Here is a 25,439-nt window from a genome sequence, read left to right as displayed (position 1 = left end):
CTTGAAAACGGTGTTCACTATCACCTCCTGGGTTACTTAATATATAACAACTATTCTGATAATTTGTGAAATAGTTAAAGTTGATGTTTAGCATAGTTTTTTTTAATAGCATGGTAATATTACATGGTTTTAATGGATAACAGTAGAGTTAAGGGGGAAATTAGCATTTACGCCTAGACAAATGGATTGGTTAGAGCCTGTCGATGGTGAAGGATATAATATGAAATTAATATAAAGGAAGAGTCGATTTTCCAAAGTGGAACCCAGATTCCTTCTGAATTTTGTGAGAGTTTGTACTTAAATGAAAGAAAGTGATTGTTTAATAAGGAGTAAAAGGGTGATACACATTAGTCTTGTATAATATATATTGCCCTTTATTTTTTGTTTAATCTATTCAGTATTTGCTTCAAAAACCATGGTTTTTGAAATTAAGTTTTATGTATGTTTAGATAGTGGTTCTGCTATTGTTTCCCATGACGCTAGCAATATTGTTGCTATTAAAGGATAATGAATTTATAGCAGATATAGGGAAGGGGTTATCTTAAGATTTTATTATACACGAGCAATTTTCAATGACTTTTAAACTTCTTTCATTTTCCCTAACCGCAGTTTCATTAGTGTCCTAACTCATTCGAAATTCTAGGAATCAATTCTTTAAACTATAGAGGGAAATAGATATAATATTTAACATTATGGTGATTAAGGTAAGGAGTTTAATTGGATGAAGGTTATTATTGCAGAAAAGCCCTCTGTAGCTAAAAATATTGCAGATGCTTTAAAAATAAAAACGAAGAAAGATGGTTATTTTGAGGGCAATGATTATATCATCACATGGGCTTTCGGACATTTATTACAGCTTTACGATGCAAAGGATTATGACGAAAAGTTGAAAAAATGGAGTATGGAAAATTTCCCCTTCATCCCATCGCATTTTCGTTACAAAGTGAAAAGTGATCCACGCAACAGGGATAAAGAAGACCTAGGGGCGAAGAAACAGCTGAAAATTATCTATTCTTTAATCAAACGAAATGACGTAGAAGCTCTGGTTTCGGCCTGTGATTATGATCGTGAGGGCCAAATTATTGGTGATACCATTATCTATAATCTCAAGTCCCAGAAAAAAGTATACAGATTGTTATTGAACGAGTGGACCCCTGAGGAAGTGTTAAAGGGTCTCCAAAATATTAAACCAAATATTGAAATGAAGCCCCTTCAAGATGCTGGCTTAAGCCGCCAGTGGGCAGACTGGCTGATTGGCATCAATTTAACGTCAGTTGCTACATTAAAGTACCAAAAGGGAAGAGGACAGGCGTTAAATATCGGAAGGGTCTTGCTGCCAACCTTAAAAATTATTTACGACCGCGATAAGGAAATCGAGAATTTTGTACCGGAAGATTATTATAAATTAACGGCTACTTTTCAAACGAAAGACGGCGAAGAGTATGAGGGGACTTATTTCGAGGAGGGGCAGGAAAAGTTCAAAAGTAAAGAACCTCTCGAATTAATCGAGCAGATCCTAGCCAATCAAAGCGGCACAGTGATTGATAAAAAGGTCGAACGGAAAAAGGAGTTTCCGCCTTATTTATTTAATCTCTCAAATTTACAAGGGTACATTACAAGTAAGTATAAAGGCTGGACGTCCGACAAAGTATTGAAAGTAGCTCAGTCCCTTTACGAGAAAAAATTGATCACGTACCCTCGAACAGCGAGTGTGGCTTTAGAAGAAAGCCTTGTAGGCAAGGCAGCTAAAGTGCTGGATGTTTTAAAAAGGGGGCTGCCTTTTGAAGAGGAAATTAAATTTCAAAAAACGAAACGGATATTTAATAACGCAAAGGTGGAGAGTCATAGCGCGATTATTCCCACTTATTTGGTTCCTAAGTCGTTAACGAAGGATGAAGAGATTGTTTATACAGCGATTAAAAATCGCTTTATTGTTCAGTTTATGCCGATAGCGGAATACGAAGAAACGAAAATTACGACAAAAGCGAATGTTAGCGAGATAAAAGGTGTATTTATTTCTAAAGGAAAAGTGCAAACGGTTGTTGGCTGGAAAAAGCTTGAGAAAATCGAATCGAAAGATACACTACTGCCGGCTGTTACAATCAATGAGCATGTGGATATAACAAAGCAAAATGTATCTTCTCATGTAACGAAGCCTCCGAAGCCTCATATCGAAAAAACATTGCTTCGGGTCATGGAAACCTGCGGAAAAGGCAGCAAAGGCGGAGAGAGTGAAGAGGGAGAGGAAATGCTTGCTTCCATTCTAAGCGGCTATAGCATTGGCACTCCAGCAACAAGAGCAGAAACGATCAAGAAACTAAAAGATATTGGTTACATTACGGCAGAAAACAAAAACCTGGTATGTACTGAACTTGGCAGAAAGCTGGTAGAAACGTTCCCGGTGAAGGAATTATTTGATTTGGAATTTACCGGACGGCTAGAAAAAACATTATCAGATATTGAAAAACAAAAATTCACCAAAGAATCTTTCCTGCATGTAATTTCTGAATTCACTTCGAAAGCCGTTGAAAAAATAAAAAGTGATCAGGAAGTCGTCATCAATGAGGTATCTAAAGAGAAAAAACAAGCTGAAGTGCTTGGAAAGTGTCCGCTATGTGGGCACGCGATCATTGAAGGACAGAAGGGCTTTGGCTGCAGCAATTGGAAAAGCGGCTGTAAATTTGTTATTTGGAAAAACGATAAGTTTTTAGCTTCCATGAAGAAGAAACCGACTAAAACGATGGTAAAAACACTTTTGAAAAACGGAGTGGTGACAGTAAAAGGATTAACAAGCAAAAAAGGCAATAAATTTGATGCAAATTTGCGTTACGAAAAAAATCAGGACAATGAATACTTTAGTTGGAAAATGGAGTTCAATAAATAACACCCAATTTTCCTTAACGTTTAGAACAGCTCAATTCACTTCATTGGGCTGTTTTTTATTGAATAAGTGAGAAAGGACAACTCAATGTTTTGGTGCTTATTGTATCTATGGCTAGAAAAGGGAGAACATCTTAATCGTTATATTCCCAGTTCCTTAGCCAGCTCACAATGGTTAAATTCATGGAAGAAAGAGGATAAAATGGCCGTGTTAAGCGTATGTGCCTGGTGTATAAAAATGTAGTTTTTAATATCCGCATTCAAAGATGAATTCAAGCAAAGCGTATTCATTATGGGTGAACAGTCTGGTTTCCACTTGTTTATCAAAGTGCACATGTAGTGTTCAGAAGAATGGTTCATTCAGGCCGTCTTTGATGGCATTAAGGTGTATTTTACTGCAGTCTATGTTATTAAATATATAATATGATCCAGACACTGGATAGAAACAATAAAGAGCGGTTCCTCCAATTCCATCAGTGTTTATTTAGAAAAAAATCAGTTGTTTTTGAGAAGGCTTTCCTCTATTATCTTTTATAAAAAGGTACGATAAATACCAGAGAAGAACAGCTACTTATTGTCTGTTTTACGGATTAGACCTATCCAGTTTTTGAAGAGTGCAAAAGCACTCTTTTTCATTAGAAAGAAACGTTGGAAATGATGAATACTATATTCCGCCTGGGATGCCAAATATCTTATTTATACATTTATATGTTCTTTCTAGCAATCATTATATTTAGTAGTATATGGGTTGTACAAATCGGGCCAAAAAGAGAGGAAGAAAAATGCTCAAAAATGAGTTCACATACGAGCTAGTAAACCAGTTTGATTTATTTATTCATATTTTTAATAGCATGTCAGATTTAGTGTTTTTAGTTCAAGTTAATCAAGGTAAGGATTTTCGATACTTATTTGCAAATGCTGCAGCGAACCGGTTAATTGGTATAGATGAGACAGCTTACGGACACGCATTAGATGAATTTTTGCCGCCCGAGACCTTGGCATTAGTTACTGAGAAGTATAAGGAAGCTATTAAGAAAAAAGTTCCAATTACTTATGAAGAAGAGCTTAATTGGCCTTTTAACAATAATCGGAAAAGTCAATCAATTAACAAAGATAGAAAAGGATATTTTGAATCAACGGTTACCCCTCTATTTGATGATCAGGGAAAGTGTACACATCTATTGGCGATTGTTCGCGATATAACAGAGCAAAAAGAGAAAGAACAAGAATTAAAGCGTGTAAGTGAACACATGGAATTGATTTGGAATCATACGGCTGATGTTATTTATACATTTAATGCATCTACGAGCTTTGTTAGTGTAAATCCGGCATTTGAGCATTTATTTGGCTGGAAGAGTGAGGAACTATTGAATGACCCAACAATCAGCATTGTTCCGAAGCATGATAGAGTGGAATTAGAGCAGATCATTGAAGCATTAAAGAATGGACAAATTGTCCTCTCCCATGAAGTGCGGCGTATAGCAAAGAATGGGCAGATCATTCATGTGTTAGCTTCCTATTCACCTATTTATGATCATGATGGAAATTGGGATGGAGGAGTGGCTGTTTATAAGGATGTTACGGAACAGATGAAGATATTCAAAAAATTAGAAGACAGCAAAGAGAGATATCGTATCATTACAGAATATTCATCTGATTTAGTTAAAGTCACTGATGCGAAAGGAACAGTAATTTACACCTCGCCTTCTCATTTAACCATTCTTGGGATAGAGCCAGTTGATACTTTAAACAAATCTATTTTAGAGCTTATGTATCCAGAAGACACCCAACTATTTGATTATACTATAAGAAAAATTGTTTGCAGTCAGGAACCTCAATCAATAGAGTTTAGAAGAATGAATGCAAAAGGTGATCTTATTTGGCTTCATACAATCGGTACACCGATTATCAACGATAAAAAAGAAGTCGAACACATTATATTTGTAGCCAGAGAAATCACGGAGAGAAAGAAGTATGAGGAAAAACTAAAACAGCTGGCCCTATATGACTTTTTGACAGGAAAGCCAAATCGAGCACAATTCTATAATAGATTAAAAAAAGAAGTAAAACGGGCGAAAGAGACACAGTCTATGTTTTCTGTCATGATGCTTGATTTGGATCACTTTAAACTGATCAATGATACAATGGGACACGACATTGGAGATCGGCTGCTCAAAGGGTTTGCTGAACGTGTGGAAAATTGCTTGGATGGGAAGGATATGCTTGCTAGGCTCGGGGGCGATGAATTTATTGTTCTATCGCCAGATTTATGGGGAAAAGAAGAAACGATTGACAAGGCTGAGCGGATTATAGAGTCTCTACAAAAGGACTGGGGATTCGATGAATATCTTTTTAAGACCACATCGAGTATAGGAATCGCTTTTTTTCCTCCATATAGATTAACTTATGAAATGCTACTTAAGCAGGCTGATTTAGCGCTATATCAGGCAAAAGCAAAGGGAAGAAATAAATTTCAAATCTTTCAAGAACATATGATAGATCATTGATTATAAAAAGAGAGGGACAAAGCCCTCTCTTTTTATAATCTATCTAATGGGCTCTTTTATGATGTTTAAACAACTCTCTTTATGTTTGGAAAATATATAGAATATATAGATAATTAAAAGTCTTATTTTGCAATTAACTGTCTTTTTTTGTTAAAATTATAAAATAGAAACTAAGTATGAACAGGAGATTTTAGTGAAATTTTTTCTATAGATTTTAATTTTTGAAGAAGTAGTTTTGGATTTTGCCTTTTATCACTCTGCTATTTGTAATTTTTGTTTTCATTCATCCTCATACGGTCTTCCTATCAAGGAGGCTGCCCCTAGATGCATCGAGGAAGCGACATCAGCTGTCGAAGATGATCAATTATTTAAACAAGAAGCTCCGTTTAATCAGTTGATTCAGCAATCTAAACCATCTCTAAATAATGGCAATAAAGGCTACAGGAAGGGGCGATATAATTGAAAATGAAGAAATGGCTGTCGAAATTAACTACCACTGGCCATCCAAGGCTTTCATTAGAGGAGACGTCTTCTGAGTCACTGGCATCTATGGAGAGTAACATTTATCAAATGTTATTTAACCAGCATCCGGACGGTATTGTGTTGCTTGACAGTGACGGCAGAGTAGTTGACTGCAATGAAAAAACTGCCGAGCTTTTAAATTATAACCTTGCAGATTTACGGGATGATTTTTTTCGGTATGTTGACGAACAACATTCAAAAAGAGTCCTTCGAAGCTTTAAAAAGGCATTAAAAGGTGAAACCACTCAATATACGGCTATAAGAATGACAAAAAATAATACGCCTTTTCATATTCAGGTCATGTTTACTCCATTTATCGTCGAAAATACAATGCAGGGAGTAGTTGGTTTCTTTCGTGATAACAATGAAGCAGCCAACCTTAAAGATCATCTGACTAGAGCACAGAAAATCGCGGCGGTTGGAAGTTGGGACTATAACCCTCAGGAGGATAAATTATTTTGGAGTGATCAAGTATACACAATTTTAGGAGTGGAAGATCGACCGTCTTTTATTCCAACAGTTAGTAAATTTTGTAAGGCTATTCATATAGATGATCAGGATAAGTTTGATGAGTTACTTAGTGGAGCTTTGCAAGACGGCATCGGCTATGAAGTGGAAGTGCGGATAATCAAAATGGGAGGGGAGGTTCGCACTTGTTTTGTAAAAGCAGATGTATTTGTTGATGATAAAGGAAAAGTAAACTACTTGACGGGTGTAATTTGGGATGTGACAGAAAAGAAGAAAAAGGAACAGACGATCTGGGAGCAACAAATGCAGACGAAGAATATATTGCAAGCGATCGATGCGGCTGTTTGGTCAGAGGATGTTACACATAACAAACTGCTTTTTTGTTCAAATGCTGTGCAGAATATTTATGGTGTGTCTCCAGAGCAATTTTCAGAAGATATAGACTATTGGAAAAAGGCGATTCACCCTGAAGACAGAAAAATGGTCGAAGAAGCTCAAGTCAAACTCGCGGCTGGTCAAAAATCAAATCTTGAATACCGAATTATTCATTCATCTGGCGAAATAAAGTGGATTGAGGATCGTTCTATTCCAACGATTGATGAAAAAGGCCAGCTTATCCGCCTTGAGGGAATTATTTCAGAGATTAGCCAGCGAAAAGAGTACGAAGAAAATTTAAAAAACATAGCTAACCAAGACTTTTTAACGGATTTGCCGAACAGAAGAAAATTTGAAAATGAGCTATCGGCAGCACTAGAGCGGGCGACAAAGAACAAACAAATGCTTTCTCTTTTCTTCCTTGACCTGGACCGGTTTAAAAACATTAACGATGCGCTTGGGCATGCGATTGGAGACAGGCTGCTCATCGAAGTATCTCAGCGTCTGTCAGCCATCTGCGAAAAGCAGGGCTATCTTGCAAGACTAGGCGGAGATGAATTTGGAATTTTTATCGAAAATATTACTGGAGTGGACGCTAGCCTTGCGTTGGCTCATAAAATCTTAGACATATTCGACGAGCCATTTTTGATCGATGACTATGAATTGTATGTAACAACAAGCATTGGTATTACTTATGCCCCATTCGATGGAGAAAATATATTAACATTGCTAAAAAATGCAGATGTGGCCATGTATCGGGCAAAGGAAGCCGGAAGAAATGATTATTACGTATACACACCTACTATGAATATTGAAACATTTAAGCAATATTCACTTGAAAAAGGATTGCGCAACGCCTTAAAAAACAATGAATTTTATTTGGAATATCAGCCTAAAGTTGATTCTCAAACAGGCAGGTTGTCGGGGGCCGAAGCATTAATTCGCTGGAAGCACCCTGAATGGGGAATTGTCTCTCCTGGAGAGTTTATCCCTTTAGCAGAAGAAAGTGGCTATATATTGACAATTGGCGATTGGGTGATCAAACAAGTTTGTTCTCAAATAAAAGAATGGGAGAAAAAAGGGTTAAAGATAGTCCCTATATCAGTAAATGTTTCTTACAAACGGCTGATGAAAGTGGATTTTGTTGATAGTGCCATCAAGGCTGTAAAAGACGCAGGTATCCACCCGAGCTATATTGAGTTTGAAATTACTGAGCGAACAATGATTCAGCATGAAGAAGTAGTTAAGGCGGCCATAGCCAATCTTCAAGCATATGGGTTTACTTTCTCGTTAGATGACTTTGGTACATGTCAATCGTCTCTTTCTTATTTATCTACTTTTGAAATTGATGTGCTGAAGATGGACCGTTCATTTGTTAAAGAGATCGGAAAAAACAGACGGATTGAAAGTATTGTTTCCAGTGTAGTAGCACTTTCGGACGAGCTGGGGATAAAAGTAGTCGCTGAAGGGGTAGAAACAGAATGGCAGTTTGACTTTCTTCGTAAGCGAAACTGCCACTTTATTCAGGGGTTCTTATTCAGCCCACCGGTCAAGAACGAAGTGTTCGAACAGATGCTGGCTGATCCTTACATTGGCATGAACAAACAGGCTAAAGCAGAAAATCGTCTAGCAAGTCATAGAAAGCGTGTGAATTTTTCTAATCCAATGATTGCAGCCATGTCTATTACAAAAATTAGAGACAGGGAAGTGAAAATGGGTTATTCAGGGATTCTTATTACTAATATTGGAGGAGACGGGCTTTCGTTTTTATCACAGATTAATTTGCCTGAGCGCCAGGACATTATTTTGAAAATTACATTTGCACTTGGAGCCACCACATTTGAATTGTTCGGAATCATTGCACAAAAGCAAGAAGAGACAGAGGTCTACCGATATGAAATGAAGTTTCAAATGCAAGGAGAGGAGCAGGAAAGGCTAAGAAGTCTGATTATGTGCATTAACGAGGAAATGAAGAATGATAAGACATTTACTGGCATAAGGACATTTTCCGGTTCGGTGCAAGAATTTTTTGAAGGAGATAAAGTGTCATAGCGGGAGGAGAACCCCCGTTGTTTACTGATTTAAGCACTGCTCCTATTTCCCGGGATATAGTTCATTTAACGCAATGGACTTCAAGCTTAACTGCCTTAAAAAGGTGCCTAGTTTAATGTGGATAATTTATAGTAGAAAAAGTGATTGGTTCAATGATAACAAGGTGGTTGAATTCTAAACTCTCTGTAACCCCGTTCTGATTTTGGAACGGGGTTACAGAGAGTGGTTGAATGATAAGTGCAAATCTTCTAATTGAAAATCTGGTTTTTTAAATGGTGTTCCATATGTTCAAGATAGTCTTGAATGAGCCATTCAAGGGTCTTAAGTTCGTTATTGCCTATGTCGCATTGGTACGCTAATTTTTCGTCAGGTATCCGATCGATCACTTTTATTATTTTTTTATTTAAGCTGCACCATAGGTGTACGATCTCTTCACTTGTTATATGTTGATAGTCCTGAAGCTCCACCCATTGATTCTGGTTATAGGGCGTAAGGCGAAAGGGCTGCTTTTCATATTGAATGCTGATAAATCTTCCAAGATTATTAATGGCTGAATCGCATAAATGGCCTAGTATCTCTTTTTTTGACCATTTGTTAGGCATAGGTCGTCGCGACGCTTCTGCTTCTGAAAAATGACTGAACACTTCTGGAACCTTGATTAACCAGTGATTTATACTTTCAATGACCTGTTGCATATCCTTCTCCTCCAATACTATTATTTAAGTTTCCCCTTTGTTTCTTATTATTTCCTTATGACATAACTCCTTAGATATTTACCGCATCTTTACTTTGAAAGAAATGATTTCTACTTACTTTCTCACAAATCCTTCTTCTCTTTCACAATTTGGTGGGCTTTTCAGAAAGTATTTTTATTTCATGCGCTGTATCGCTTTTCTTGCGAGAGATCTATCAGTGAGGGTAATTAAGTCATTTCTTACCTGCAATTCTATGCTTGAAGCCGATCTGTGCGCATCGCTTTGCCTCAATGAAAATAGCCTATCAACCGCATTTTTATAATCACCGGAGGAAGAACAAAAGGGGACGAGAGCAGTTAAGGAAGTAGTTAAGAATAGCCGCCAGGAAAGTAAAGTGAATATAATAATAGAAGACAAATAATAAAAGACGGCGCAGCAAGCACCGTCTTTTCCAAATTTATTGTTGTTCTTTCTCGTTGTAATATTTCACTCCGAATTGCGATCCTTCAGATACCATTTTGTTGTCAGCAATATCGTCAGGATGAGGATGTCCGGCTTTTAAAACAGGGAATTCTTCGGTAGAAGGCTGGACGTCCATATTCATCTTTTCTTTCGCGGTATTGACCAGGCTGTCGAATTTGTTGCGATTTTCCTCTTTGGAAAGCCACCAGGCTGCAGCTCCTGCTCCAAGAAGCATATAACCTAAACCTGCCCCGACGCCGCCTTGACTTTTTTCTGTATTTCTTCCAAACATAACAGAATTCCTCCTTACAACTTGAGCCTTTTAAGCTTTTCTTATATTTTTAAAAGCTAGTATTGCTTCTTGCATTATAATTACCCAAACTTGGGCAAATTAAAACCCACAGGTTATTTACACGTGGCCTTCAAAAAAGCAGATTTTTTTACTTATACGCCGTTTTCTTTTCTTATAGGCAGGGTATTAAAAAATGCAGGCATCAGTTATAGGAGGAGTGAAGATGGAGCATACCTTTAATAATGGACAATGGTCCTGGTATGAGCTCATGCAGTCTCAAATGGATGAGGCGGCTAAATACGCTGAACAATATCATTCATATAAAAGATGGGCAGAAGAAACAAAAAGAAATGTATCTAGTATCTTGAGAGTAGACACAAGTGAAAGAGGAAAGGAAGCCCTATGGGGTTCGCTTGTCTATTTTCAAGATGTTGAAGAAAAGGAAGGCAAACGAATTTTTCACTTCTATTTAACAAAAAAACATTTATTTACGGATGATTTAGATTTGTCTATTCTTGAAAATGTAGATGAGGATGTAATGAGAAAAAAGATGGATGAGGCCGAATGTCCGGTAGAAGGATTTATGATTATGATGGGGGAGCTCATTAATCATTTCCTTGAAAAAATTGACGTGTTTGAAATTCGTTTGAGAGATTTGCTTTGGAAAATTAGGGAAAAGAATAATATAGAAATCCTCGATCAAACAGCCAAAAGCCGTCACGAACTTCTCGTATGGCAAAATTTGATTATTCCTATAATGGAAATAAAATACGGAATTGAAGAAACTTTTGGCGATGATGTGTCCAAAGGGTTTCATTTTAAGAGAGCATCAAAGCGGATAGAACGCGCTTATATGTTAATTAATGAATATGATAAAGAATTGAAAGCCATGGTAGAGTTAGAGAACACAGTTTCTACCCACCGGGGAAATGAAATTATGAAAACCCTGACTGTGCTGACAACGCTTTTTACACCTGTAGCTGCATGGGGGGCTATTTGGGGAATGAACTTTAAAAATATGCCCGAGCTTGATTGGAAGCTTGGTTATATTTTTTCCTGGGCGGTGATTGCTCTTACCACGCTAGCTTTGTATGTATACTTATTGAAGAAAGGCTGGATGGGAGATATTTTACGCGGGAAAAAGAAAAATTCATTTTTTAAATAACCGCCTTTATTATAAGAAATACTTATTGAACTCAATTCGATTATCGTTATTTACTTATGTTAGTGATTGTATTATGATGAAATAGTATGAAAAGCAGAGAGTCATCTTTATTACACTTTCAGCTATGCTTACATATTTATGAAAAGAGGGGGAATCGGGATGGCAAACAATGATGTATTCAATGCCCGTTCAAATTTTGAGCTCGATGGTAAGCGTTATAATTATTACCGTTTAGCTGCTCTAGAGGAAGCGGGTGTGGCGAAAGTATCCCGCCTGCCATATTCGATCAAAGTATTATTAGAATCTGTACTGCGCCAGCATGATGGCTATGTTATTAAAAAAGACCACGTTGAAAACCTGGCTAAATGGGGAGCGGCAGACTTAAAAGATGCTGAAGTTCCATTTAAGCCTTCACGTGTTATCTTACAAGACTTTACTGGTGTTCCAGTTGTAGTTGACCTTGCTTCATTGCGCAAAGCAATGGCAGATATGGGAGGCAATCCGGATGTGATTAATCCAGAAATTCCGGTTGACCTTGTTATTGACCACTCTGTACAGGTAGACACATACGGTACACCTGAAGCACTGGAAAGAAATATGGAGCTTGAGTTTGAACGTAATGCCGAACGTTATGAATTCTTAAGCTGGGCACAAAAAGCATTCGATAACTATCGTGCTGTTCCACCAGCTACTGGTATCGTTCACCAAGTAAACCTTGAATATTTAGCGAGTGTTGTCCATGCGGTAGAAACTCCAAATGGCGAATTTGAAGCTTATCCAGATACGCTTGTTGGAACAGACTCCCATACAACAATGATCAATGGTATCGGTGTTCTCGGTTGGGGTGTCGGCGGTATTGAAGCAGAAGCAGGTATGCTTGGACAGCCGTCTTATTTCCCTGTGCCTGAAGTTATCGGGGTTAAATTAATCGGTGAGCTTCCAAATGGAGCAACTGCAACTGACTTAGCGCTTAAAGTAACACAAGTGTTGCGTACAAAGGGCGTAGTTGGCAAATTTGTTGAATTCTTCGGTCCTGGTGTATCTCAACTTCCGCTTGCAGACCGTGCAACGATTGCCAATATGGCACCTGAATACGGAGCAACTTGTGGTTTCTTCCCAGTGGATGCAGAGTCCCTTGACTATATGCGTCTAACAGGCCGCGAAGAAAGCCATATCAGAGTAGTAGAGCAATATTTAAAAGAAAATGATATGTTCTTCACTCCTGACAGAGAAGATCCTGTCTACACAGATGTAGTGGAATTAGACCTTGCTGAAATCGAACCAAACTTGTCTGGTCCAAAACGTCCACAAGATTTGATTCCGCTTTCCAGCATGCAAAAATCTTTCCAAGGAGCAATCAGTGCGCCAGAAGGCAACCAAGGCTTTGGTTTGACTCCTGAAGAGTTAGATAAGACAGCAACAGTTAAATTCGCTGACGGCGAAACAGCTGAAATGAAAACAGGCGCTGTGGCGATCGCTGCGATCACATCTTGTACGAACACATCTAACCCATACGTACTGCTTGCTGCAGGCTTAGTGGCGAAAAAAGCGGTCGAACTTGGTCTAGAAGTGCCGAAGTATGTGAAAACATCATTAGCTCCAGGATCAAAAGTTGTTACTGGTTACTTACAAGATGCTGGCTTGATGGGCTACATGGAGAAACTCGGCTTTAACCTTGTAGGCTATGGCTGTACAACTTGTATCGGTAACTCCGGTCCATTAAAAGAAGAAATTGAAAAAGCAATCATCGATTCAGATCTTTTAGTCACATCTGTGCTTTCCGGTAACCGGAACTTTGAAGGCCGTATCCATCCGCTTGTAAAAGCAAACTATCTGGCTTCACCACCATTGGTTGTAGCTTATGCGCTTGCTGGAACGGTTAACATTGACTTTGCTAAAGATCCAATCGGTAAAGATAAAGATGGCAAAGATGTCTTCTTCAAAGACATTTGGCCAGCGACAGAAGAAGTAAAAGAAGTCGTACAGCGTGCGGTAACACCAGAGTTGTTCCGTAAAGAATACGAGCGTGTATTTGACAGCAACTCACGCTGGAATCAAATTCAAACAAGCAACGAGGCTCTTTACAGCTGGAATAACGATTCCACTTACATTCAAAACCCGCCATTCTTTGAAGGACTGTCTGCAGTTCCTGAGAAGATTGAAGCACTTAAGGGCTTGCGTGTAATGGGTAAATTCGGTGACTCAGTGACAACTGACCACATTTCACCTGCTGGCGCAATCGGCAAAGATACACCTGCTGGTAAATACTTGCGTTCAAAAGGGGTAGAGCCACGTGACTTTAACTCTTATGGTTCACGCCGTGGTAACCACGAAGTGATGATGCGCGGAACATTCGCTAACATCCGTATTCGTAACCAAGTGGCTCCTGGAACAGAGGGTGGCTTTACAACTTACTGGCCAACAGGCGAAATTATGCCAATTTATGATGCTTGCATGAAATATCAAGAAGATGGCACAGGCCTTGTTGTTCTTGCTGGCAAAGATTATGGTATGGGTTCATCCCGTGACTGGGCAGCGAAAGGTACAAACCTTCTTGGCGTGAAAACAGTTATCGCGGAAAGCTATGAACGTATTCACCGTTCAAACCTTGTCATGATGGGCGTGCTTCCACTTCAATTCAAACTTGGAGAAAACGCTACGACTTTAGGTTTGACTGGTAAAGAAGTCTTTGAAGTAGATTTAAACGACGATGTGAAGCCACGTGACGTTGTGACAGTGACAGCTATTGATGAAGACGGCAACAAGAAGCAATTCCAAGCTCTTGTTCGCTTTGATTCTGATGTAGAAGTGGATTACTATCGCAACGGAGGCATCCTGCAAATGGTGCTTCGCGGCAAGCTACAAGACATTAAAGCATAATAAGAAGCTTTTTGATAGGGACCGGCAAATCTGCCGGTCCTTTTTGATTTATTATGTATATATTATTCTTAACCTCGCTCGTCCTATTTGCGTCATGAGAAAATAAGTTGTTTAAAACGGCGGCTGACCATGCTATTCAATCATTAGGCATGCAAGAGGAATGGTGAAATTGTAACGGCACAAGTTAATAAAAACTGGATGACGGACGTACACAAGACATTGTTTATTCACTGACTGATAAGTTTACTTATTTGATGCATGCAGCTACTTTGCCCATAGATTATCTTCTGTTGTTCCTACTATCATTTTGCTTCGCAACAAACCATCACGATTAAAAGATTCATGGCCTTATTTATTTATCTTTTTAACGTCAGAAACTGCATTCACAACGTTAAAATAGTCTTTATTTGCCCTTCCTGAGAACGATAACACCCTATCGGTTTTTTAAAAGTAGGCAGTGTAGATGAAAAGAAAACTACATTTAAAGGAAATTAATTGCCCACCCTTCTAGAGCGATAGCATTTAATGCCTGTCACTCTGTTGTAAAAATTAAGAGTGAAATGGTGTTAAATGTATAAAAGTTTGTTTGGCAGTCCATTAGTACACAGGTCCTCCTAATGGGGTTGATTCAGCAGTTGATAAAATGGCTCATACTTTATCAGCCAGTGAAATTATCATTGAGACAAGAAATTCTCATTGTAAGGAGTCAGCCTGCCATTGGCATCCATCAAAGAAATTGGACATCTAACGTTTGGATCAGAATCTGTAGAGGCAGGGGGAGAAGCGGCTGTACGATGCGGAAGGTGAAGCTTGTCTTCTTCTATGATGTATCTATAAAGAAAAGGACTATAGGCAAAAAAGTCTCTATTCCAGTCATAGCAACGTTCTTATTGTGCGCTGCTCATCGCTTCCTTGAAAATGGCACTTCACAAACAAAGCAGGAACAGCTCTGTACAATAAATAGGGAAAGAGGGAAGAGAGGCCCGCAGTTAAAAGGTTTTACATAGGAAATGGCTTTGGTTGAAGAAAATTAGATAAAAAATAACTATTAAATTAAAATTAATATAAAAACATATTGAATATCATTTTACATTTGTGATAATATGAAACGCGAGATCAAGTAACATAACAAAGAAAAGGGGAGCAAAATAGCAAAAATTAAACTAGAAAAGCAAGCCCAGAATATAAAAAGCAGCAAGAGAGACTACAGGAGGAGCGAAGGGTGCCGACCTGTTTACCTTACGCTCTGTGGCTTGTTCATTATTAATCCAGAGAAAACTCTGTACATAACAACAGCAACTGTGATGTCAATGAAACATTGCATGTTCTGTAGTATTACAAGCAGACAGTTTGTGGTCAGCAAACTCGTAGTCTGATAAGAAAATGAATGGTTTGCACGAATAAAAGCTGTCCGTACTATTTATATCCGGCAGCTTCCCTATGAAAATAGTAATCAAGGAGGAAAACTTATGTCTAAGGTAATGGTTGTTAACGAATCTAATTTTGATGAGGTTGTTTCTTCTAATGAAGTAGCTGTTATTAAGTTCGGTGCTCCGTGGTGCGGGCCTTGCAAAATGATTGCACCAGTTTTAGATAATCTTTCCACTAGCATGGAAAATGTCTCATTTGGAGATGTGAATATTGACGAAAGTGGCATGCTTGCCGAGAAGTTTAACATTATGAGCGTTCCAACCATTTTAATTTTTAAAAACGGTTCAGTAGCTAAGCAAAGTTTAGGTTTTTCTCCAGAAGATAAATTGAAAGACCTAATCTCTAAATATCTATAACGGGCATCAAAACGATTTATTTTCCGAGGAAAGAGGGGTATGAAAGATGAGTGAGAAAATTTATGATGTAATCATTATTGGAGCAGGTCCAGGCGGCATGACCGCGGCTGTATATACATCAAGAGCCAATTTGAAAACGTTGCTGATTGAGCGTGGAGTACCTGGCGGCCAGCTCCAAAATACAGAGGAGATTGAGAATTTCCCTAGTTATTCTCATATAGCTGGACCAGATTTAGCACAGAACATGTTTGAACATGCTTTGAAGTTTGGAGCAGAATATGAACAGGCTAATGTGAAGGATATTGTAGATGAAGGGGATGTAAAAGTCGTTCATAGTGATAATCAAACATATAAAGCACGGGCGGTCATTATCGCTACAGGCACTAAATATAAAAAGTTGGGCATCCCTGGTGAAGAGGAATTTTCGGGTCGCGGTGTCTCATGGTGTGCAGTCTGTGATGGGGCATTTTTTAGAAACAAAGAGCTTGTCGTTGTAGGCGGGGGAGATTCAGCAGTAGAAGAGTCCGTCTTCTTAACGAAATTCGCTAAAAAAGTGACTGTCCTGCATCGCCGGGACCGCTTTAGAGCCCAGCCGATTTTAGTCGACCGCATGCTTAAAAACGACAAGATTGACGTTGTTTATAACACGGTAGTAAATGAAATTGTTGGAGAAAACAAAGTAAACGCTGTTCTTCTAGAAAATACTGAAACGGGTGAAGTAACTACATTCCCGGCAGATGGAGTATTTGAATATATCGGCATGAATCCTGTATCTGAATTTGTGAGAGATTTAAAAATCACGGATGAAGAAGGGTGGATTATTACTGATGACCGAATGAAAACAGCTATTCCGGGCATTTATGCAATTGGTGATATCCGCAAAGATGCCGTTCGCCAGGTCGTCACAGCTACTGGTGACGGGTGTGTGGCAGCCATTGAAGCTCAGCACTTTGTAGAGAATTTAAAAGAACAATTAGCTACATCTCTTTCATAATTTTATTATAGCTGGACGTGGGGAAATCTGCGTCCAGCTTATTTTTTTATATGCCTAATGACAAAATTATGCACCTTTTTTACTTTAGAGCCATGTTTTATCTCGTGCCTCATAATTGCTTTTTCCTAAAAAATTTGCAGCTGCCGCATTTAATTATCATAGTTATTTGAAAATTTAGTATAGGAATGTTTGTTTATGGGTAACATAGTCATAATGACGATTGAAAAGAAGGGAAGACATACACTATGAGAAAAAGACAAAGAAAATCATTTGCTGAGCTTGTAAAAGAAAATAAAAGTGAGTTGTTAAGAAATCCGACAGCAATGAAAGAAATAGAGGAAAGATTGGAAGAGCGGTTAGAAATAAGGAGATCTGTGAAATAGGGATCTCAAGGCTTACGCAGAGATTGACTATACATAAAAAGCGGCCTAACGTTTAATAGTAACGTTGGACCGCTTTTTTGATTTAATGAGCTTCGGATTGATTGACGCCTACAGGGATGCCGGGCCTTGAAGAATCGCTCGCTCCGTACAATTGACTAGACTGATGGTCAAACAGTACAGCCTGAACGTTGCCCATTGGCAGAGCAATCTGATCAAATTGATAATTCATCTTTTCTAACACTTGTTTAGCTTCTTCAGGGATGCCTTCTTCCCACCAGATTAAGGGACCGGTACCATTGAAGATCCGTGGTTCTTCTATGGCGTCTTTCAGGTCCATTTCATAATTAATAACATGGATGAGCGTTTGCAGAACAGAAGCGACAATCGTCGGACCGCCGGGTGAACCAAGCGTTAAGAAAGGCTTCCCATCTTTAAAAATCATCGTCGGGGTTTTCATGCTGACCGGATATTTATTCGGCTCTACACTATTTACTCCTCCAAGTGAGGGATCGAAATCTGTCATATCATTATTTAATAAGAATCCATAGCCGGGCACCATGATTCCCGAGCCAAAATTATGTTCAAGGGAAGAGGTGCAGGTAGCAATATTTCCATCTTTGTCCACAGCTACAAAGTGGGTAGTTTCTGAGCCGATCTCAAAAGCCTGCGCCATCAGGCCGCTCGGTTGTTTATTTTGATCAAATTTCCATGGGTTTCCTGCCGCAACTTTATCATTGCGGAATTTAAAATTATATAACTGAAGGCGCTCATCCAGATAGTCGGGGTGAAGCAATCCTTCAAGTGGGATATCGTACAGATCAGGATCAGTCATAAAGGCTAGTTTGTCAGCAGTCATCACTCGCAGCGTCTCAGCGATTAAATAATACTTCTCCCATGAACGGACGCTGTATTGACCAATATTTAGTTTTTCTAATAGTTTAAGCATATAGAGAAGGGCAAAACCACCTCCATTTGGAGGGCTCGGCACCACGATATCAAATCCTTTATAAGCAGCCTGCAGCGGCTTAGCTATTTTTGCTTCATAATTAATCAGATCCTCTAATACTAAGCACCCGTCAAGCTTCTGAACTTCCTCAGCGATGGCTTTTGCAATCGCTCCTTTATAAAAAGAATCCACACCCTCTTTTTGAAGCTCTTTAAGTGCCCGGGTTAAATCTTTGTTTATAGCTACTTCTCCTTTAGTTAAAGGAACATCGTCTGGAAAAAAGAAAGCTTTGGCTTCTTTTCCGAGGCGGTTTCCGAACCTTTCAATGGCCGTTACCCATAAGTCATTCACTTCTATACCTTTTTCAGATAAATGGATAGCAGGTTCGATCACTTCTTCCCAAGTTTTGCGTCCGTAAAGGGCCAGCGCTTTATCGAATGCTTTTAAAATACCCGGAATCGCTACGGCTGTTCCGGGAGTAGATCGCTCCAGAAAGGGAATGACATCCTGATCTTCATTCACAAACACATTTGTTCGGGCATTCTTAGGTGCTTTCGAATGACCGTGGATAACCTTTGTTTCATGTTTTTTGGCATCATAATAGACGATAAAGCCGCTGGCGCCAAGCCCAGTATTAAAAGGTTCCGACACAGCCAGCGCAAATTGCATGGCGGCCAGCGCATCCATTGCATTACCGCCGGATTTTAGCACATCAGCACCAATTGTAGATGCTTCCACTGTCGCACTTGCAGTCATTCCACCATCTGCCCATGCGCGCTGACCGCCGTTTTCTCGTTTTTGGTTTTTTATAATATTTTTTATATCCATTATTTACACCTCAAATTTTTTAGTTACTTAGTTACTTGGATAACCGCTCAATCGTTTTTGCGAGCAAGATTGTGCGGTCTACCAGTGAATGCAAATCTGTATATTCTTCTGTTTCGCTATGTGAAAATTCACCGATAGGACCCATACCATCGATGGTCGGAATGCCTTTTGCTGCTGTAAAGGATGCATCGGATCCGCCACCAGTGCTGACTTCGTGAATAGCAAAGCCCAGCTCTTTGCCCGTTTCTCGTATCCTATTAAAAAGCTTTTCAGATTCTTCTGTTCGCTCCATTGGAGGGCGGTCAATACCGCCGCTTAGTTCGGTACGTGTTCCATGAACGACTTCTTCACCGGCGATTTTATGAATCGATTTAGTGATGTTCATTGCCTGATCGTTATTTTTTACACGGACATCAATCTCTGCTTCCGCATATGGCGGCACCGTGTTAACGGAAGTGCCTCCTTTAATTAGGCCAACATTTACCGTCAGTCCCTGGTCATAATCATTTAACTCTTGGAGGCGGATGACCTTATAGGCAAGCTCTTCGATTGCACTAACGCCGATTTCTGGTTCTACACCCGCATGAGCACTTTTTCCTTGCACCTTCATGACGAAGTGGCCGACTCCTTTTCTTTCGGTGACTACCCCGTCATTCGGCCGCCCGCATTCAACGATGAGACTGTAATCTTTTTCTGCTGCTGCTTCTTCAATTAATGCCTTAGAGGAAATCGAGCCAATTTCTTCGTCACTGTTAAAGATGATATGAACGTTATTCACAGCAGCTGATCCGCTTTCTTTTAATGCTTTCATCGCATAGAGAATCTGAACGTGACTTGCTTTCTCGTCATTTACACCTGGTCCGTAGGCTTTATCTCCAATAATTGAAAAAGGCCGCTTCTTCGCTTCACCTTTAGGGAATACGGTGTCCATGTGGGAGACGATCAAAATTTTTGGTTGACTTTCCCGCTCTGCTTTAATTTCCAGGTGATTCCCTTGTTTAGTTTGTCGATGTACCTTAACATACATGCCAATCTCTTCGAATTTATTTTTTAGCAAAGCGCCTACCTGATCCACGCCTTCCTTGTCGTAAGAATTGCTGTCTGTATTGACGATGGTCTCTAACAGATCAATCATTTCCTGTTTTTTACTGTGAAGATAATCAATCAAAAGAAACCCTCCTTGTTCTTAATGTCTGTCCTTAAGTGATTCCCTGTTTTTCTGAAAGTGTAAACATGCTTTATTTTACCAACAGGCTGAGATATACTGAGTAAATTAGAAGATAAACTGCAAAAGGGAGACTCGATAGATGTTCATTTCAGAGAAAGAAGTACAAGTAAGATATGCAGAGACAGATGCCATGCAAGTTGTGTACCATGGCCAGTATGTGGTATGGCTTGAGCTTGGCCGTACTCAATTAATTGAGGATTTAGGCTTTAACTATGCTGAAATGGAGAAAGAAGGGTATGTAGCTCCGGTGCTTGATATACAGCTTTCTTACAAAAAGCCGTTTCGTTATGGGGATACAGCCTGGGTTTACTCTTGGATTGAAGAATATACGGGTGTCCGTACTGTGTATGGTTATGAAATTAAAAATAAAGAAGGAGAAGTATGTTTGACGGGGACAACTTCTCATGCGGTCGTAAAAAAAGATACATTCCGTCCGGTGTCACTGAAGCGGGTGTTTCCAGACTGGCATAAAGTATACGAAGAAAATAAGAAGCAGGCATAGAAAGATAGGAGAAGGAAATGGCATTCGGCATACATAAACAGGAGCTGGCAGAGTGGAAGCGGCAAATCGACAATGGAAATATTGCTTTTTTAACCCATTATTGGCTGGATGAAAGATTTCCCCATTGTCGTACCGTCACAAAAGTAGGGTGCAAGGATTTAGAAACGCTCGCCCGCTGGGGAAGAAAGTACGGCTTAAAAAAAGAGTGGATTGACAAAAGAAAAGACGGCTATTCACACTTTGATCTGCTTGGAGACCGGCAAAAAGAGATCTTAGAAAGAGAAGGGCTGCAAAGTCATATTGAAAAGTTTCAATTATAAAAAGCGAAAAGGCGCAGCATGCGGCCTTTTCGCTTTTTAAGAGGGCTTTACATAGTCGTATTTTGGCTCGTCCAGTTTTTCATTATAGTTCACCTGCAGGTCGTGACCATCAAAAAACCATAAATCATTTTGTTCTATAAAATAAATGACGCCATCTATTTCGGTTTTTGCTCCGATTTCCACAGGCTCATCTTTGGTGACACCGAGTGAAAAACCTTGATGAAGGGGGCTGGAGCCTCCATAACGGACGAAAAAACGGACATAGTCACCTTGACTTACTTCCATTTCGTTTTCAAACCATGAGCGTGCCTTTGCCTCTACTTGAATATGCATATGTTATTCACCTCTACTTTTTCTAAGTGTATCACGGATGCAGAAAATAATGAAAACAGATGCCTGCCTATTTTAAAAGAAAGGCAAATCCACTTAATGACAAGAGGTGAGAAAATGATTTTGGTAAGTTCTTGCTTAGCGGGCTTTGAAGTAAGATATAACGGTTCACACAGTTTATACAGCAAGATAAGAGAGTTGGTGGAAAGCCAGAAAGCGATCGCTGTATGTCCAGAATTGCTTGGCGGTTTCTCCACGCCGAGAGAACCAGCAGAAATCGTAGGCGGCGATGGGGAAGCAGTCCTTGATGGCCAGGCGAAAGTAGTGGAAAAGTCCGGAAGGGACGTCACAGCGCTTTATATAAAAGGTGCTTATGACACCCTTAAAAAAGCTCAAGAAATAAAAGCAACGGCTGTTATTTTAAAAGAATACAGCCCTTCATGCGGAAGCGCGATGATTTATAACGGGGAATTTAGAAATAAAAAGATAGCTGGCAACGGCGTAACCGCAGCTTTGCTTCACAGGCATGGCTTTAAAGTGATCTCCGAGGAAAACCTGTCAAAACTTTTAGATGAAATAGAGGGGGATGCTTTCACGAGTATCGATTAAAATCATTCCTTACATATAGATGGAGATTAGCAGGTTGTAGATGATGAATAATAAAAAAAGAAAAAGCAGCGCTCGTGCAGGCAACTGTTTATTGCCGCAACTTGCGCTGCTTTTGTCTGCATCCTACCCCTGACTGTAAAAGCAGAACGATTAAGAGAATGACAATGATTACAACCACTTAATTTTGGGCTCGGTCTTATTTTTAATCCGCGAGATGTTGGCGCGATGGCGATAAATAACAAAAAAGGCTAACATACCGACAACGATAATGAGCGGCGGATTTTGAAGAATAATCGCATAGGTTAAAGCAACGATAGCAACAATAATCGATGATAAGGATACATACTTCGTTAGATAGAGTGAAATAAAAAAGCTAAGCAGGATAACAAGAAACATGACCGGTTCGACGCCTAGCAGGACGCCGCCTGACGTTGCGACTGCTTTTCCCCCTCTAAAGTTAGCGAATACAGGGAACATGTGCCCGATTACTGCTATAACACCGGGGATAAGCGGATTCAGGCCTGGATCAAGCCAGAGTGGAAGCATAGTCGCCGCTGTCCCTTTTAAAATATCAGCAAGCGTCACCACAATTCCCGCCTTTACACCCAGTGTACGAAACGAGTTGGTTGCACCGAGGTTGCCGCTTCCGTGTTCACGAATGTCAATGCCAAAAAAGCATTTGCCGATAATTAAGCCGGAAGGAATCGATCCAAGTAAATAAGCTAGTAAAATAATAAGTCCAGTAATCATAAACTTACTCCTTTAATCTTGTCCTTTACAATAGAATGTATGAAAGTTTTTACATGCTGATTCTTATTTTAACATGCATAGAATAAGAAGAGGAGATTTTTCCGTTGCCTGATTAAAAAAATTAGCGTACGCTGAGTAAACGGAAAGATTTAACTTCAGAAAGAAACAGGTGAAAATATGGGATTGTTTTTTAGTGCTGTTCAATGGCTGTTTTTTATGCTGGCGAGTTCACTTGTAGCTCCAATTGCTATTGCTGGTTTATTTCATCTCTCTCCGGCAGATACAGCGGAATTTGTACAGAGGACGATGTTTGTGCTCGGGCTTTCCGGAATGATCCAAGCCTTAATTGGACATCGGCTGCCTATTAATGAAGGGCCGGCCGGACTATGGTGGGGAGTCTTTGCGATTTACGCCGGTTTTGCAGGCACAATCTATTCTTCAACGGAGCAGGCTCTGCAAAGCCTTGAAGGGGGAATGATCGTTTCAGGTATCATTTTTATTTTTCTGGCCGCTTTTGGTTTGCTCGAAAAAATGGCTAAATTATTCACCCCGACAGTAACATTTATCTATTTATTGCTGCTTATTTTACAGCTGAGCGGTTCATTTTTGAAAGGAATGCTTGGCTTGCCGAATGAAACGGAGAGCGTTCGCCCGCTTGTGATGGCAGGGAGTGCCGTCACCTTGATAGCGGCCTTTTATTTTTCTGCGCACCGCATTCAATGGATGCGACAGTATTCGGTTATTATCTCACTTGGTTTCGGCTGGCTGCTATTCTTTCTTATTGGCGAGGCACCCTTCCATTCTGCTTCAGGAAAAGAACTGTTCCATCTACCGGGCTTGTTTGTTTTTGGCCCGCCGCTATTCGACTCAGGCACAATCGTCACAGCTGCTTTTATTACACTTTTGTTAACAGCTAATATGATTGCTTCGATTAGAGTAATGGAAGAAGTCATTATGCACTTAGATGGTTCAAGTGAAAAAGGTAGTTATCGCAGTGCTGGCGTGGCGGCTGGTATCAACCAAATGCTCGGAGGAGGCTTTTCAGCCATTGGTTCGGTTCCTATTTCAGGAGCAGCGGGGTTTGTAGCCCAGACAGGCAATGCTTCCATTCAGCCGTTTTTCATCGGTTCACTGCTCGTTGTGGGAATGAGCGTGTTTCCACCTGTCATGAATGTGCTTGCTTCCTTGCCAGCTCCAGTTGGATATGCGGTCACATTCGTAATTTTCTCTCGCATGGCTGGTTTTGCTTTTGCTGAAATGGATAAAGAAAAAAATAAAGAACGAGCCCGCCTTGTTTCCGGTGTCTCTTTATTAGCAGGAGTAGGTGTCATGTTTGTCCCTGCGGCTGCCTTTACTAATTTTCCTGCGGCGGCTGCTTCTATTTTAAATAATGGGCTGATCTTTGGAACAATTATCGCTATTTGTGTAGAGCAGTTTCTATTAGTGACGGCTAGAAAGAAAACGCTCGGCAGTTAAGGATTTTTAATCGTTTAAACGCCGATTAGTGTAAGAAATAACGAAAAAACGCTTTGGAAGCTGCTGCTATCCAAAGCGTTTTTTCATTGATTGTTCAGTTTAATTTCTTCTATTCAGGCAAATTTGGCGTCAAAGACATTAACAGCTGCTTCAGCCACTGCAATCATCTCTTTTGCTGCATCTAATGTAATTTTGTTCATATGAATGAACCTCCTTGTTTTTGATAATCCTGTAGAAAAACACTTATGAAAACTCCCAGGAAGCCTGGTACTAATAAGTGCAGACGTTTTGCCCGTTGTCCACAGAAGTTGATTGATTCAATCAGGTCAGATGTGCTGCTTAGGACAGGATAGTTAGTGATGGTTGTGCCTGACTGAAATTTATTCTAAAAGATGCTTTTGTCTTATGGAAGAACGCACTTTTTTGTGAGATGTTACTAAAAGGATACTTTTTTTAGAAATACAGGGAGTGGGAACAGCAAATGAACGATTTACGGTCAGAGATACAAAAAAAGATAGAAAATGGTCAGTTTAATTGTGAAAAAGAATTGACTTTATCTCTTATCAGCGGCAAATATAAGATTACCATTGTTTATTATTTAGGGACTGATGGCACTTTGCAGTTCAGTGAAATTAAACAGCTGTTTCCAAGAATCACACATAAGGTGTTAACTACATAGATTAGAGAGTTAGAGGAAGGTGGCATTGTCCATCGGAGGGTGTTCCCTGAAGTTCCTCCAAGAGTGGAATATTCATTAACAGAGTTAGGCCAAAGTTTAATGCCTATTGTTTTGATGATGTATGAATGGGGAAAACAAAACATTAAACTTTTTGCTAGATAAGTACCATCCAAGTGGAGCTCATGGATCGATTGGCAGTATGAAATGTAAAAGATCCTTCTTTAAGAGAATGCGGTGGTCGCTTGAAGGGAATAAAAGTAATAGAAGGAGAATGGCTAAAAGAAGCCGAATTATTGAGTGCAAGGAGGA

General features: G+C 39.6%; 18 protein-coding genes and 1 pseudogene. 13 read left to right on the top strand and 6 right to left on the bottom strand.

Going from position 1 to position 25,439, the window contains the following annotated elements:
* Window positions 1–721 precede the first annotated feature (721 nt).
* The 3 genes from ACH0BF_RS13540 to ACH0BF_RS13530 all read left to right on the top strand — a co-directional run bounded on the left by ACH0BF_RS13540 (window position 722) and on the right by ACH0BF_RS13530 (window position 8,804).
* On the top strand, window positions 722–2,884 hold the full coding sequence (locus ACH0BF_RS13540) for a type IA DNA topoisomerase (protein ID WP_406909493.1): 2,163 nt from the start codon (window positions 722–724) through the stop codon (window positions 2,882–2,884).
* Between the two features lie 778 nt (window positions 2,885–3,662).
* Complete coding sequence (locus ACH0BF_RS13535; RefSeq protein WP_406909491.1) at window positions 3,663–5,387, top strand: PAS domain S-box protein; 1,725 nt, start codon at window positions 3,663–3,665, stop codon at window positions 5,385–5,387.
* A 465-nt stretch (window positions 5,388–5,852) separates the two neighbouring features.
* Complete coding sequence (locus ACH0BF_RS13530; RefSeq protein ID WP_406909513.1) at window positions 5,853–8,804, top strand: sensor domain-containing protein; 2,952 nt, start codon at window positions 5,853–5,855, stop codon at window positions 8,802–8,804.
* 248 nt (window positions 8,805–9,052) lie between these two features.
* On the opposite strand, the gene ACH0BF_RS13525 is transcribed toward ACH0BF_RS13530, so the two are convergent.
* Window positions 9,053–9,499: a DinB family protein gene (locus tag ACH0BF_RS13525; RefSeq protein ID WP_406909490.1), complete on the bottom strand. Its 447-nt coding sequence runs from the start codon at window positions 9,497–9,499 to the stop codon at window positions 9,053–9,055.
* Between the two features lie 457 nt (window positions 9,500–9,956).
* Window positions 9,957–10,253, bottom strand: coding sequence for a hypothetical protein (locus tag ACH0BF_RS13520; RefSeq protein ID WP_340854392.1), 297 nt, complete (start codon window positions 10,251–10,253; stop codon window positions 9,957–9,959).
* A 223-nt stretch (window positions 10,254–10,476) separates the two neighbouring features.
* Between ACH0BF_RS13520 and ACH0BF_RS13515 the strand changes: the two genes are divergently transcribed.
* From ACH0BF_RS13515 to ACH0BF_RS13495, 5 genes are all read left to right on the top strand, one after another.
* Window positions 10,477–11,418, top strand: coding sequence for a magnesium transporter CorA family protein (locus tag ACH0BF_RS13515; protein WP_340854390.1), 942 nt, complete (start codon window positions 10,477–10,479; stop codon window positions 11,416–11,418).
* 159 nt (window positions 11,419–11,577) lie between these two features.
* On the top strand, window positions 11,578–14,298 hold the full coding sequence (gene acnA / locus ACH0BF_RS13510) for an aconitate hydratase AcnA (RefSeq protein ID WP_406909489.1): 2,721 nt from the start codon (window positions 11,578–11,580) through the stop codon (window positions 14,296–14,298).
* A gap of 1,469 nt (window positions 14,299–15,767) precedes the next feature.
* Window positions 15,768–16,085, top strand: a complete 318-nt coding sequence (trxA, locus tag ACH0BF_RS13505) for a thioredoxin (RefSeq protein ID WP_340854388.1) — start codon at window positions 15,768–15,770, stop codon at window positions 16,083–16,085.
* Window positions 16,086–16,131: 46 nt separating this feature from the next.
* The gene (trxB, locus tag ACH0BF_RS13500) at window positions 16,132–17,079 is read left to right on the top strand and encodes a thioredoxin-disulfide reductase (RefSeq protein ID WP_120037706.1); all 948 of its coding nucleotides are present in this window, start codon (window positions 16,132–16,134) and stop codon (window positions 17,077–17,079) included.
* Window positions 17,080–17,324: 245 nt separating this feature from the next.
* Window positions 17,325–17,462, top strand: coding sequence for an FbpB family small basic protein (locus ACH0BF_RS13495; protein WP_120037708.1), 138 nt, complete (start codon window positions 17,325–17,327; stop codon window positions 17,460–17,462).
* Window positions 17,463–17,544: 82 nt separating this feature from the next.
* Here ACH0BF_RS13495 and ggt read toward each other — a convergent pair whose 3' ends face one another.
* The gene (gene ggt, locus ACH0BF_RS13490; RefSeq protein WP_340854384.1) at window positions 17,545–19,236 is read right to left on the bottom strand and encodes a gamma-glutamyltransferase; all 1,692 of its coding nucleotides are present in this window, start codon (window positions 19,234–19,236) and stop codon (window positions 17,545–17,547) included.
* A 31-nt stretch (window positions 19,237–19,267) separates the two neighbouring features.
* Window positions 19,268–20,404 (bottom strand): M20 family metallopeptidase, encoded by a 1,137-nt coding sequence (locus tag ACH0BF_RS13485; RefSeq protein WP_406909488.1) that lies wholly within the window; start codon window positions 20,402–20,404, stop codon window positions 19,268–19,270.
* 139 nt (window positions 20,405–20,543) lie between these two features.
* Here ACH0BF_RS13485 and ACH0BF_RS13480 point away from each other — a divergent pair, with 139 nt between their 5' ends.
* On the top strand, window positions 20,544–20,966 hold the full coding sequence (locus tag ACH0BF_RS13480) for an acyl-CoA thioesterase (RefSeq protein ID WP_120030773.1): 423 nt from the start codon (window positions 20,544–20,546) through the stop codon (window positions 20,964–20,966).
* Window positions 20,967–20,983: 17 nt separating this feature from the next.
* The gene (locus ACH0BF_RS13475; protein WP_120030775.1) at window positions 20,984–21,286 is read left to right on the top strand and encodes a hypothetical protein; all 303 of its coding nucleotides are present in this window, start codon (window positions 20,984–20,986) and stop codon (window positions 21,284–21,286) included.
* Window positions 21,287–21,322: 36 nt separating this feature from the next.
* On the opposite strand, the gene ACH0BF_RS13470 is transcribed toward ACH0BF_RS13475, so the two are convergent.
* Window positions 21,323–21,619: a HesB/YadR/YfhF family protein gene (locus tag ACH0BF_RS13470; protein ID WP_406909487.1), complete on the bottom strand. Its 297-nt coding sequence runs from the start codon at window positions 21,617–21,619 to the stop codon at window positions 21,323–21,325.
* A gap of 114 nt (window positions 21,620–21,733) precedes the next feature.
* Here ACH0BF_RS13470 and ACH0BF_RS13465 point away from each other — a divergent pair, with 114 nt between their 5' ends.
* Window positions 21,734–22,225 (top strand): 2-thiouracil desulfurase family protein, encoded by a 492-nt coding sequence (locus tag ACH0BF_RS13465; protein ID WP_340854381.1) that lies wholly within the window; start codon window positions 21,734–21,736, stop codon window positions 22,223–22,225.
* A gap of 168 nt (window positions 22,226–22,393) precedes the next feature.
* Here the strand turns inward: ACH0BF_RS13465 and plsY are convergent, their stop codons facing one another.
* A complete protein-coding gene (plsY, locus tag ACH0BF_RS13460) occupies window positions 22,394–22,975 on the bottom strand; it encodes a glycerol-3-phosphate 1-O-acyltransferase PlsY (RefSeq protein WP_340854379.1) in 582 nt (193 codons plus the stop codon).
* A 177-nt stretch (window positions 22,976–23,152) separates the two neighbouring features.
* Here plsY and ACH0BF_RS13455 point away from each other — a divergent pair, with 177 nt between their 5' ends.
* Together ACH0BF_RS13455 and ACH0BF_RS13450 are read left to right on the top strand one after the other, a co-directional pair.
* A complete protein-coding gene (locus ACH0BF_RS13455) occupies window positions 23,153–24,451 on the top strand; it encodes a purine/pyrimidine permease (protein WP_406909486.1) in 1,299 nt (432 codons plus the stop codon).
* Between the two features lie 481 nt (window positions 24,452–24,932).
* Window positions 24,933–25,292, top strand: a pseudogene (locus tag ACH0BF_RS13450) (winged helix-turn-helix transcriptional regulator).
* Window positions 25,293–25,439: the final 147 nt, after the last annotated feature.

This window comes from Pseudobacillus sp. 179-B 2D1 NHS (assembly GCF_045370945.1).
Taxonomy (GTDB): domain Bacteria; phylum Bacillota; class Bacilli; order Bacillales; family Domibacillaceae; genus Pseudobacillus.
This window is presented reverse-complemented; position numbering and strand designations above follow the sequence as displayed.

Bases quoted from the DNA above. Each gene is read 5' to 3' on its own strand.
- ACH0BF_RS13540 (WP_406909493.1), top strand. From the start codon at position 722: ATGAAGGTTATTATTGCAGAAAAGCCCTCTGTAGCTAAAAATATTGCA.
- ACH0BF_RS13535 (WP_406909491.1), top strand. From the start codon at position 3,663: ATGCTCAAAAATGAGTTCACATACGAGCTAGTAAACCAGTTTGATTTA.
- ACH0BF_RS13530 (WP_406909513.1), top strand. From the start codon at position 5,853: ATGAAGAAATGGCTGTCGAAATTAACTACCACTGGCCATCCAAGGCTT.
- ACH0BF_RS13525 (WP_406909490.1), bottom strand. From the start codon at position 9,499: ATGCAACAGGTCATTGAAAGTATAAATCACTGGTTAATCAAGGTTCCA.
- ACH0BF_RS13520 (WP_340854392.1), bottom strand. From the start codon at position 10,253: ATGTTTGGAAGAAATACAGAAAAAAGTCAAGGCGGCGTCGGGGCAGGT.
- ACH0BF_RS13515 (WP_340854390.1), top strand. From the start codon at position 10,477: ATGGAGCATACCTTTAATAATGGACAATGGTCCTGGTATGAGCTCATG.
- acnA (WP_406909489.1), top strand. From the start codon at position 11,578: ATGGCAAACAATGATGTATTCAATGCCCGTTCAAATTTTGAGCTCGAT.
- trxA (WP_340854388.1), top strand. From the start codon at position 15,768: ATGTCTAAGGTAATGGTTGTTAACGAATCTAATTTTGATGAGGTTGTT.
- trxB (WP_120037706.1), top strand. From the start codon at position 16,132: ATGAGTGAGAAAATTTATGATGTAATCATTATTGGAGCAGGTCCAGGC.
- ACH0BF_RS13495 (WP_120037708.1), top strand. From the start codon at position 17,325: ATGAGAAAAAGACAAAGAAAATCATTTGCTGAGCTTGTAAAAGAAAAT.
- ggt (WP_340854384.1), bottom strand. From the start codon at position 19,236: ATGGATATAAAAAATATTATAAAAAACCAAAAACGAGAAAACGGCGGT.
- ACH0BF_RS13480 (WP_120030773.1), top strand. From the start codon at position 20,544: ATGTTCATTTCAGAGAAAGAAGTACAAGTAAGATATGCAGAGACAGAT.
- ACH0BF_RS13475 (WP_120030775.1), top strand. From the start codon at position 20,984: ATGGCATTCGGCATACATAAACAGGAGCTGGCAGAGTGGAAGCGGCAA.
- ACH0BF_RS13470 (WP_406909487.1), bottom strand. From the start codon at position 21,619: ATGCATATTCAAGTAGAGGCAAAGGCACGCTCATGGTTTGAAAACGAA.
- ACH0BF_RS13465 (WP_340854381.1), top strand. From the start codon at position 21,734: ATGATTTTGGTAAGTTCTTGCTTAGCGGGCTTTGAAGTAAGATATAAC.
- plsY (WP_340854379.1), bottom strand. From the start codon at position 22,975: ATGATTACTGGACTTATTATTTTACTAGCTTATTTACTTGGATCGATT.
- ACH0BF_RS13455 (WP_406909486.1), top strand. From the start codon at position 23,153: ATGGGATTGTTTTTTAGTGCTGTTCAATGGCTGTTTTTTATGCTGGCG.